Source organism: Mesorhizobium sp. M0715, from assembly GCF_040320355.1.
Lineage (GTDB): Bacteria > Pseudomonadota > Alphaproteobacteria > Rhizobiales > Rhizobiaceae > Mesorhizobium.
Genome location: NZ_JAMYPL010000010.1, coordinates 154,219 through 165,630, shown reverse-complemented (window position 1 = coordinate 165,630; position 11,412 = coordinate 154,219). Strand labels below are relative to the sequence as shown.

Here is an 11,412-nt window from a genome sequence, read left to right as displayed (position 1 = left end):
GGGTCAATCCCTGTCCATCGCAGCGGACAGCTGCGGCCGTGCGTGAAGGTAGCGTGCGGCGCGGCGTTTGCTGACGATATCCTTATAGACCTTCTCGACCTGCTCGGCCGTGAGGCCGGCGGCGGCGGCGACCGCGCCGGCCGAAATTCCGTGATTCATGCCGTAGAGGCACAAATCCATTAACTGATAGGGCAAGGCGAAGTAGAACTCCTCCTGGGTTTGCGCCATGGAAAACGTGTCCGTGGTCGGCGGCCTTGTTCGGACCTCCGTGTCAATCCCGAGATATTCCGCCAGCTGGTAAACCTGGGTCTTGTAGAGATGGACGATAGGCATCACATCGGCGACGCCGTCGCCCTGCTTGACGAAGAAGCCCTGGTCGTATTCGAGCCGGTTTGGCGTGCCTGCCACTGCATAGTTGAGGCGGTCCGCATGATAATATTCGGTCATCTTGCGAACCCGCTGCTTGTAGTTGGTAGCAGCGACGATCTGCAGGTAAGCCGCCGGCGACAGACGCACGGTGTCGATCTTTCCGTCCGGATCCTCGACCGTAAGGCGCGTGATATTGAGGCCGCTGCTCTCCAGCACCGATGCCATGACCAGCTTGCATTTCCAGCCTTCGCCATATCCAGGGACGGCAGTTCGGATGGCCTCGATCTGTCGGGCGTAGGCGCCAATGCCTTCGAGCGCCGGCTCGATATCTTCAAGGATGGTGTCGATGCCAAGCTGCCCAGCGACGCTGCGGCCAAGCCTCAACGAGTCGCCTGACGAATCGCGCTCCGGCATGAACAGGCCCAGTACCTTGTACTTTCCGAACGCCCGTGCGCACACCGTTGCGACGACCGAACTGTCGATGCCTCCGGAGAGCCCGACGACCACTCCGCGACGCCGTTGTGTGCCGAGAACCTGTTCGCGCAAAGTCTCGACGATGCGATCGATCTCCAGCCGGGCATCGAGCGCCAGCACATCGCTGCTGAATTCGCCGATCAGGTCGATGACACTGCCTCCTGTTTGCGTGACTCGATTGAAGAGTAGGTCTCGGTCACAGCGTTTTCGATGAGTGGGCGATTGACGGTCAGATGAGGCTCCACGACCATGTCGATGTGGGTGCCGGCGATCGGAATGACGTCCAGATGGACGAATGCCCGATCCCACCCGAGTGCAAGGGGCATTCCGGGCCGCGCGCAACGGAACAAGGTGCCGGTGATCGGCAGTATCGGCCTAGGTTCTGTCAGCCATTGGAAGAAGGCCCGCGCCCGCAGAACCTCCTGCAGTTCCAGTTTGGTTCTGAAGCTCGTCGGATTGAACTGACCCTCGGCATAGCGGTCGAGGAAGCCGGCAAGCCGGGATTCGCAGTGCATTTTGACCGCGACCTTGGCAAGCGCGCGACACGCCACCCGACTAGCCGATATACGATTGGTTCGGATCCGGTGAAATGTCCGGGTAATGGTCTCCCAACGCTTGCTGCGCTCGCCAACCAGGCTGGTATCCAGAATGCCCGTGAACGCTACCGCTCGCCCTTGATCAAGCAGACGCGCGGCAACCTCAAAAGCGACCGCTCCTCCGAGCGAGTGGCCAAGGAGGCGAACACAGCCGGTCGGCTGCACGCGGTTGATATGATCAATTGCAGCTTCGACCATTGCGGCGACAGTGTTCTGACCTTGCAGGATCATGCCCAGGGCCGGATATCTGATGGGAGACACCCTGGCGACCTTGCTTATTGCTGATGCGAACGAAGCAAGGCTCGGACCATAGCCGACCGACCCGGGGAAAAGGAAAAGCAGCGGAGGCTCGTGTTTCCAGGCGGGCGCGTGCTCTCCGCCTCCTTGAGCGGAAATGACCGCTGCAACCATCTCATCGAAGCTCATTCCAACCGTGAAGGCTTCCAATCCGAGCTCTTGCCCGATCGCGCTTTCGATTTCCATCACGCAATGCAGCAGCTTCAGCGAATCTCCCCCCGCTTCATCCCAGCACCCCAGTGCGACCCGCGTTTTAAGGACCTTGGTCCAGGCACGCCGTACGATCTGATGAGCAGGAACTTCATTTCCCGCATGGGCGATTTGCGGTGGGGGCGTTGTTTCCCGCACCGAAAGGTCGATTGCAGCCAGCATTGCCATATCGATCTTTCCGCTGGCCAGCCGCGGTATCTCGGCGCTTGCATGGAGCCGCAGCGGGCAAAGCGCCGGCGGCAATTTTGTCCTGGCAAATTGGCGCAGCTCGTCGCAAAAACTGACTCCCGCCCTGCCGTGCGGTACGGCGAACGCAACCAGTTCATTCGCCGGGGTGACGATAACCACGGCATCCTTCACCGACGGCGCGCCACGCAGAACCCGTTCGAGTTCGGCCGGCTCAACGCGCCGCCCATTGACCTTTATCTGGCGCCCTTTGCGACCGATGATCCGCAACAGGCCATCACTCCCAATTTGCACAAGATCGCCCGTTGCAAAGATACGAAGCGTCTGGTCGGCGGGATCTATTTCAAACGGAACAACTGCCCCGTTTTCCCAATATCCGAGTGCGACATACGGGCTTCTGATCAACAGTTCTCCGATCTTGCCGGGCTGAACCGGGTAACCCTCTTCATCGACAATTGCGAAGCTGATTCCCGGAAGCAGCCAACCGACGGGAGCTGAGGAATCGAATTCCGGCCAATCGTGCGGCAAGAACCACTGCGATCCAGTCGTTTCCGTCGATGAATAGCCGATCTGCACCAGGCAAGTTGGCGGGACAGCCTTGCGCACCAGGCGGATGTCGGCCGAGGACACCTTCTCGCCTCCAATTCGGGCAACCCTGAGTGAACCAAAGGCGTCCGCGGGCTCATCCGCCAGGAGAGCGCGAAGCAATGCCGGCACCAGATACGTGATCGTCACGCCTTCCGATTGCATGCGGCCGCGAACCGAGCGCAGGCCGACGGCTTCGACCTCCACAAGCTGCAACGTAGCACCCGTAAGAAGAGCAGCAAGGATTTCCCGGCAACCGGCGATGGTTGCCGGGCCGGTCAGGGGCAGGAAAACATCCTGCGCATTGATGTGGCAGGCGTCGACATATTGCTGCACTCGGCACAGCAAGCTCCGCTGGCTGTTGACAATCCCCTTGGGGCGGCCCGTGCTGCCGGAGGTATAAAGCACCATTGCCGGTGCATCGACAGAAACGGTACGGTGTTCAGCTGGACGAAGCGTTGCCTGCAACGATTGCGCTATCTCGATCCGGGCAACGTGCTGGGGCAGATCAAGGCCATGGATGCCTTTGTCGCCAATTATGGCGGAGAGCCTCGCGTCGGCGACGATTTCGTTGATGCGCGAGTCCGGATCTCGCACGTTAAGCGGTACTGACGGTCGACCGGATGCCATGCTGGCCAGCATCGCAACTGTGTACCAGACCGAGTTGGCCTGAAGTATTCCAACCGCATTTCCGTCGGGAACGACGGCTTCAATCCGGCTGGCCAAGGCCTCGACCGCCCGAAAAAGCTCGGAATAGGTCAGTCGGTTGGTGCCGTCGCTGGCGGCTAATTTTTCGGAATAATGCCCGGCGATTTCCCTCAGGTGATCAAAGACCGGAATGTCGACGAAGCCAGTTCCCATCCGTTGATGCAGACGTAGAACGGGCCCGCCCTCGTCAAGAGCATGATCGGGAACTTTTGACCATCGACAAGAGACCACCGGTTGGTAGTCAGTCTGCACCGTTCGAATCGCCCTCGAAGATTCTAAATGCGCCAGAGACATAAGGGCCCCACGCTAGGATTGTTGCCGCTTATCGCCCCGCGGCATGATCTTTTCATCAATCATTCGGATGATGCGCCAGGCGGTCTTGATCGCTTGAATCGTTCGAAGTTGAGCATGCAAGCCTGCGCCCGCCCGGGCTGTGGGACTACCTTACCGAGGTGTCGGGCTGTGCGCTGCTGTCCGCTTCGCCGGCGCCTGAAACGAAGCAATATGCGAATACTTCTCCTCCAAGCTCATCCGTGACACGAACCCAGTTGTTTTCCCATGTCCGCAGGGTAACCTGGCGTCCTGTTGATATAGTCGCCGCCGTGAACGGGCTGGACGCATTGACATTACTCGCCGCAACTACGTCGTCCCCTTCCATTTGCTCTACCAGGTATGTTTGCATCACTGCTCCTGACTGCAGGGCATGGCCGGCTCAATTGCGTGTAGCTGGAGGCATGAACTCCCAACCGCAAGGAACGGATTTCGTTCCATGCAACAGGCAGCACTACCGCCGGCAGTCAGCGTTCAGACTGCCCTGGCAGGACCATGGCCTAGCCGCTGAATGACTTGGCCAGGACTGAGCTATGCTTTGGCGGAGATGGACCCTCGCGTTGCGAAGCCGCATACTTCTGGAATAGTGCAATCTTGTCGGGATAAGTGATCCGGATTTCGCTGTGACACCCCTCGCAGCGATATTTGGATGCAACCTGAAACCAGCGCCCGGGTTTCAGCAAAGCCAATCCGCAACGCGGGCATTTGAATGTCATTTCAAGAGGGCATAGATTCTGACACAGCGGCATTTCGCAGATTCCATAAGAGATAGCTAATGTTAGGCAACGGCAGCCGGCCGGAATCGTTCCTAGACGCCGTTCTTTTCGTTAGGCCGATGACCAACCCGGACGCCAGAGACTATTGGTTATCCGCGATGCCATATTCACTGACGCAGGCCTGAACTCAGGCGCATCCCGCTTTCATAGTGACGTCGAGCCTGAGCGCCGATCGAACGGTTGTCAGAAGGTTTTATGAGAACTTGTTCACCGGGCCTCGGCACCGAGCGTGATGGCCTCGGGGCGACGACGGGCCGCACGGTCGACGACACGACCTCTAATCCGGACGCTGAAACAACGCCGCGCGCCAGCATGTCGAACAGCACTACCGCGATCAGTGAAACAAGAAGGACGAAAGCAGCGCAACCAGGCGGCGACCCTTGAGCATCTCGCCTATATCGTTGTGCTCGGGAGCCGCGATCCCGATCGAACTTATGGATATGGATGCGCTGTTGAAAGCAACCGACGCATCCCTTGGCGAAATGCGTCGGTTCCAGAAGCTTATGCGTGGCGGATTTCCGTTCCCAGCACCTTCAGACATTCGCGGATGAACGCAGCAAGCGCCGTCCAGCCTTTGGCAGAAACCATTGTCCCGTCCACATAGGCCTCGGTCGGCGACAGGTCGATATAGGTGCCACCCGCCAGTGTCACCTCAGGCTCGCAGGCGCCGAGTGCTGCGACCTTCTTGCCACGCACCACGCCGTCAACAGCGATCAGGATCTGCACACCGTGGCAGATGGTGAAGATCGGCTTCTTGGCCTCGTGGAAATGGCGCACGATGGCCTGCACGCGCTTGTCGGTGCGGATGTATTCCGGGCCGCGGCCGCCCGCGCAGTAGACGGCATGATATTGATCGAGCTGCCTCTCGGCTTCCGAGAAAGTCTTGTTGATCAGCGCATAGTGGCCGAGCTTTTCGGTGTAGGTCTGGTCGCCCTCGAAGTCGTGCAGCGAGGTCTTGATCAGATCTCCGGCGTTCTTGTCTGGGCACACCACGTGGATGGTGTGACCGACGGCTTCCATGGCTTGCTGATAGACAAAGATTTCGTATTCTTCGGTGAACTCACCGGTCAGCATCAGTATCTTCTTGCCTGGCATGGCTCTTCCTCTCAGTGTTTGAGCTAGGCAGTGCGCGGACCGCGCCCTGCCTTTCGGTGAAATCGGATAGGGTTAGAATGGCGAGTCGGGGAAATAGTATTCCTTGGCGTTGGCTTGGGTGATCAACGGCGCGTCGAGCTTGACGGTGCCACGGACGGGTGCCTGGCCGATCAGGTTGGCGACGGTCATGTAGATCGCGGTCTTGATCATCGACGGCGGATATGGCGTCTCGACCGGCGTCATGGCGTCGCCGTCGATCACCTTCTTGACGATGTCCTTCATGCCGTTGCCACCGAGCGCCAGCTTGATATCGGTCCGGCCCGATTGCTTGACCGCTTCGAGCACGCCAAGCAGCATGTCGTCGTCATTGGCCCAGACCGCATCGATATGCGGGTACTTGGCCAGATAGTCCTGCATCAGCTTGAAGGCCTCGTCGCTGTTCCAATGCGCGTACTGGATGTCGAGGACTTTCAGGTTCGTACCCTTGATCGTGTCCTGGAAGCCCTTGATGCGCTCGTCGTCGATGACGGTCGGAATGCCGCGCAGCACAACGACGTCGCCCTTGCCGCCGAGCTTGTCGATCATGAACTTGGCTGTGTTGGTGCCAACCGCGATATTGTCGCCCGCGAGGTAAAGATCCTGGACGGAGGCGTCAGTCAGACCGCGATCGACGACGGTAATGAACGTGCCCATGTCCTTGATAGCCTTGACCGGCTGAGTCAGCTCTTCCGAGCTGTAAGGCAGGATCACCAAAGCATCCAGCTTGCGGCTGGCCGACAGGTCCTCAAGCGCGCTGACCTGCTCCGCCGCGGACGGCGACGTCTTCACGACCACTTCGACGTTCGGGAACGCGGCGTTGATTTCCTTGGCCGCCGCCTGTGCGTGATAGACGATGCCCGCCGTCCAACCGTGGTCGGCTGCCGGTATCGACACCGCGATGACCTTCTTGTCTTGCGCCATGGCCTGACCGGCCAGCAGCAGCGCGCCAAGTGTCGCCGCCGCAATCCATTTTCTACTGAACATTGTCTTCTCCCTTGGACCTATAAGAACGTTGATCCGCGTGGTCCGGACGCGGCGCTATTTCGAATTCGAAAACCGCTGGATGAGCATGGCGATGATGATGATGACGCCCTGAACAGCGGCAACGAGGTATTCCGAGACGAAGTCCGACAGCACCATGAGGTTGGCGATGAGCTCCAGGATGACGGCGCCGGCGACTGTTCCCCACACATGGCCCTTGCCGCCGCGCAGCGCGGTGCCGCCGATCACCACGGCTGTGATGACCTGCAGTTCCCAAAGCTGTCCGGTCGTCGGCGTTGCAGCGCCCAGGCGCGGCACGTAGCAGATCGCGGCAATGGCCACGCAGGCACCCTGGACGATATAGGCCACGGTCCGTGTCCTGATCACCGAGATGCCGGAATAACGGGCGACATCCTCATTGGCGCCGACCGCCGCGCATTTGCGGCCGTATTTCATCTTGTACAGGATGAAGGATGCGGCCGCGGCGACGGCGACGGATATGAGGATAGGAACCGGGATGCCGGCAACCGTGCCGAAATAGACAGGCCGGTAGGCCTCGCGCAGCGATCGGTCGATCGGTATCGTGCCGCCGTCGGTCAGATAGGTTATCAGCGCCCGGAAAATCCCCATCGTGCCCAGCGTGGCGATAAACGGTTCGATCCTGCCGACCGTGACGATGAGGCCGTTGGCAAGCCCGCACAGCAGGCCGACCAGGATCGCCACCGCCATGCCGGCGGGAATAGCCCAGATACCGGCATGCGGGGCCACCGTGTTCATGAACATGATGGTGATGCCGGTGATGAAGGCGGCCATCGAGCCGACGGAAAGATCGAGCCCGCCGGACGAGATCACAAATGTCGCGCCGACCGCGATAATGGCGATGAAGGCGCTGCGGGTGATGACGTTGGCGAGATTGGTGGCGGACAGGAAATCGGGGTTGATGAGGTAACCCACGACCAGGAGGGCCGCCAGCGCAAGGAAGGGCCCGATGTCGGTCCAACTGACATTGAGATCCAGGGGGCGACGCCTGGGTGCGGATTCGGTCATGACAGCCATTCTGTGCCTCCCTTGGCTTTTAGCCCTGGCTTGGGGCCACTGGTCGCCAGTACCGCCACGTTGCTTTCGGTCATTTCGGCGCCGCTGACCTCGCCGGTGATGCGGCCTTCGCGCATCACCAGGATGCGGTCGCAGATGCCGATCAGTTCCTGCATCTCCGAAGAGATGACGATGCAGGCCTTGCCCTTGGCCACAAGCTCCTGGATGAAGGCATAGATCTGCGCCTTGTTGGCGATGTCGATGCCACGCGTGGGCTCGTCGATAATGACCACCGAAGGATCGGTCAGCAGCACCTTCGCCAGCAGCAGCTTCTGCTGATTGCCCCCGGAAAGCTGGCCCGCCTTGGCGCCGAGGCTCTTCAGCCTGATGTCATATGTCTCCACGGCCTGTTCCAAGGCCTCCGCTTCGCGGCGCCGACCCATCGAGAGGCCGGGATGGAACAAACCGAGCGCCGACAGCGTCAGGTTAGGCGCCAGGCGCTCCTGCAGCAGCAGTCCCTTGCCCTTGCGATCCTCGGTCAGGTAACCGACGCCGGCGTCGATCGCCGCGCGCGGCGATTGGAAATGGATCGACTTGCCCTCAAGTTCGACCTTGGCGGCCGCCGGGCGCAGGCCGATAATGCCCTCGAAGAGTTCAGTTCGACCTGCGCCGACCATGCCGGCGAACCCGAGGATCTCGCCTTTGTGGACCGTGAACGACACGTCCTCCGCATAGCCGGGAACGGAGGCGTTCCTCACGCTCAGCATCGGTACATCCGAAGGCGCTGCGGTCCTTTCAGGATAGAGTGCGGCCAGTTCGCGACCGACCATCAACCGCGCCATATCCATCTGGCTCAGCGTCTTGCCGGGATAGGTGCCGACCATCTTGCCGTCGCGCAGAACGGTCACTTTGTCGGCGACCCGTTGCACCTCGTCCAACCGGTGGCTGATATACAGCACGGCGGTGCCGTGAGCCTTCAGTCGCAGGACGATCTCCAGAAGGCGCTCGACCTCGCCACCGGTCAGAACGGCGGTCGGCTCGTCGAAGATAACCAATTTATAGTCGTCAAGCAGAGCACGAGCGATCTGCACCATCTGCCGGTCTGCCAGCGAGACGTCTCGCACCAGTGCCCTTGGCGAGACCGCGCAGCCGATCTGCGCCAGTTTGTCGGCCGCCAGCCGGCGCATGGTGCGGTCATCCACGACAAGGCCACGCGAAAGCTCTCGCCCGAGAAACAGATTGTCGGTGACCGTGAGCCCCTCTGCGAGCAGGATCTCCTGATGGACCAAGGCGATACCGGCATCCTGTGCCTGGCTGGGCTTGGCAAATTTCACCGCGTGTCCGTTCATCGACAATGTGCCATGGCTTGGCTCGACATAGCCGGACAGCAGCCGCATCAACGTCGACTTGCCGGCACCGTTCTCGCCAATGATGGCGTGGACCTCACCGGGCAGGATGTCCAAAGTGACGTCCGACAACACCGTCACCGGGCCGTATTGCTTGGACAATTGCTGGGCGCGCAGCACCGGTTCGAGCGAACCATGCGCATTGCTGGACAACGTGCTCCCGCCCTCCCCGGCGATATTAGCGGCAATAGACATCCGTTCCGACCTCAATCGAATGCCGGGAGCAGGCGATCGCGCGAGTGCTCTATATGGATGCGCATCGCCTTTGCGGCGGCATCGGGATCGGCAGAGCCGAACGCGGCAAGAATCGCCTCATGTTCGTCAAGTGCCTCCTCGGTCACACGTGCATGAAACATCAGGCGGAAGATGTGGAAGTGCGTGTGCTGGTGGCCCAACGTCTCTCGGATGAGTTCGTTTTGAGAAAACTCCAAGATCTTGTCGTGGAAGATCGCATCCTGCCTGGCGAAGTTCGAATAGCGTACGCGATCATCCTTGCCGTCGCGGCGTGACATCACGCCGGCGGCTTCGAGCAACACATTGAACTTGGCCTCGTCCATCATTACGGCGGCCTTTGCGGCGCCATGCGGTTCGAGCAGCAGACGCATTTCGTACAATTCGTCGAAACGGCGCCGGGTGATCTGGGGTGCAGCACGATAACCGATCAAATGCGTCTTGAGGACGAGGCCTTCGCCTTCGAGCCGGCCAAGGGCTTCGCGGATCGGCGTGTGCGAGACGTTGAATTCCTTGACCAGGCTATCGACTGTAATACGTGAGCCTGGCGGGATTTTCAGCGCCATCAACTGCGCGAAGATGGCTTCATAGACATCTTCGACGAGACTGTTGGCGCGCTGGATGCGACCAACTCCAATGGTGGCGTCGCTTGGGTCGGGTAAGTTTGCGGTGTGCATATTTTGCCTCTTGACAGTCAGGACTGCTAACACGATGGTTCCGTCGATGCAATCCTATATCCTATACGATTTTAAAGCGGATATGTTTTAGGGGCGAGAGACACGCGCTTAGACCGTCCGATCCCAAGCCCAGTTCAATGCCTCCGTTTCCAGTCAGCCGCCGTCAAAGGACCGATCATGACCCTCTTCGCCGCCCTGCGGTTGCCGCGTGAAATCCTGTTCGGGAAAGGGCAGCGCCATGTGCTGCCGACGGTCGCCGCCCGGTTCGGCCAACGTGCGCTGGTCTGCACCGATGAGCGTTTCGCGGGCACAACGGTATTCGTCGACATCATCAAGTCCCTTCAATCAGCCTCGATCGAAGTCCTTGTGCATGACCGCGTTCTGCCCGACGTGCCACGCGACACGGTCGGCATCTGTGTCGAGGAAGCGAAGGGGTTCAGACCGGACATGGTGATCGGCATCGGCGGCGGCAGCTGTCTCGATTTCGCCAAATGCACCACGCTGCTTCTCAGCCATGGCGGCAAGCTCCAGGACTATTACGGGGAGTTCAAGGTGCCGGGTCCGACGCTGCCGCTGATCGCCGTACCCACCACGGCCGGCACCGGCTCCGAGGTGACGCCGGTCGCGGTGATTTCCGACCCGGACCGGACGCTCAAGGTCGGCATATCGAGCCCTCACCTTATCGCCGCAGTCGCCCTGTGCGACCCCGAACTGACAATGACCTGCCCCCCTGGCCTGACCGCGATCGCCGGCGCTGACGCTTTGACCCATGCGATCGAGGCCTTCACCGCCATGCGGCGCGGTGAAGACCCCAATCTGCCGCAACAGCATGTCTTCATCGGCAAGACTGACCTGACCGACCATTTCGCGTTGCTCGCGATAAAACTGCTTGGCCGGAGTCTGGAGAAAGCCTGCAGCGACGGCGCCGATGCCGACGCGCGTGCCGATGTCATGATGGGCGCTCTGGCAGCGGGCTGCGCATTCGGCACTGCCGGCACGGCGGCGGCGCATGCCGTGCAATATCCGGCAGGCGCCCTCACCCACACCGCCCATGGTTTGGGCGTGGCGACAATGATGCCTTACGTAATGACCTATAACAGCCGCGTCGCCGCTGACGAGATGGCAGAGATCGGCGCGGCACTTGGCTTGGAGACGAAGGCGAGAACCACCGCCCAGATGGCAGCCGCCACAATCGAGGAGATCAGGCGATTGTTCGCGGCGATCGGCATTACGCCAACACTGGCGGATCTAGGCCTCCCTGCCGATAAGCTTGACTGGACCGCCGAGCAAGCGCTCGGCATCGACCGCCTGATCAAGAACAATCCGCGTGCCTTCGATCTCGGCACGATGCGACGCCTCGTTCAGGCTGCCCATGACGGCGACCTCGCCGCCTGCGTTATGTGAAAACGGAACAAAG

General features: G+C 60.4%; 8 protein-coding genes. 1 reads left to right on the top strand and 7 read right to left on the bottom strand.

From position 1 onward, the window contains the following. Positions 1-3: 3 nt before the first annotated feature. From nadE to NKI21_RS15140, 7 genes are all read right to left on the bottom strand, one after another. Positions 4-987 carry an NAD(+) synthase gene (nadE, locus tag NKI21_RS15170; RefSeq protein ID WP_032908690.1) on the bottom strand — a complete coding sequence of 328 codons (984 nt, stop codon included), beginning with the start codon at positions 985-987 and terminating at the stop codon, positions 4-6. Beyond that, positions 984-3,719, bottom strand: a complete 2,736-nt coding sequence (locus tag NKI21_RS15165) for a non-ribosomal peptide synthetase (protein ID WP_023808959.1) — start codon at positions 3,717-3,719, stop codon at positions 984-986. The genes nadE and NKI21_RS15165 overlap by 4 nt, the downstream gene beginning before the upstream one ends. 1,313 nt (positions 3,720-5,032) lie before the next feature. Further along, positions 5,033-5,626, bottom strand: coding sequence for a DJ-1/PfpI family protein (locus NKI21_RS15160; RefSeq protein ID WP_013533129.1), 594 nt, complete (start codon positions 5,624-5,626; stop codon positions 5,033-5,035). Positions 5,627-5,698: 72 nt separating this feature from the next. Beyond that, positions 5,699-6,649 carry a substrate-binding domain-containing protein gene (locus tag NKI21_RS15155; protein WP_023808960.1) on the bottom strand — a complete coding sequence of 317 codons (951 nt, stop codon included), beginning with the start codon at positions 6,647-6,649 and terminating at the stop codon, positions 5,699-5,701. A 54-nt stretch (positions 6,650-6,703) separates the two neighbouring features. Then, on the bottom strand, positions 6,704-7,693 hold the full coding sequence (locus tag NKI21_RS15150; RefSeq protein WP_352440793.1) for an ABC transporter permease: 990 nt from the start codon (positions 7,691-7,693) through the stop codon (positions 6,704-6,706). Beyond that, positions 7,690-9,282: a sugar ABC transporter ATP-binding protein gene (locus tag NKI21_RS15145; RefSeq protein WP_352440669.1), complete on the bottom strand. Its 1,593-nt coding sequence runs from the start codon at positions 9,280-9,282 to the stop codon at positions 7,690-7,692. The genes NKI21_RS15150 and NKI21_RS15145 overlap by 4 nt, the downstream gene beginning before the upstream one ends. An 11-nt stretch (positions 9,283-9,293) precedes the next feature. Then, entirely contained in the window at positions 9,294-9,995 is a 702-nt protein-coding gene (locus NKI21_RS15140) for a GntR family transcriptional regulator (RefSeq protein ID WP_352440670.1), read from the bottom strand. A 177-nt stretch (positions 9,996-10,172) separates the two neighbouring features. Between NKI21_RS15140 and NKI21_RS15135 the strand changes: the two genes are divergently transcribed. Next, complete coding sequence (locus tag NKI21_RS15135; RefSeq protein ID WP_352440671.1) at positions 10,173-11,399, top strand: iron-containing alcohol dehydrogenase; 1,227 nt, start codon at positions 10,173-10,175, stop codon at positions 11,397-11,399. Positions 11,400-11,412 lie beyond the last annotated feature (13 nt).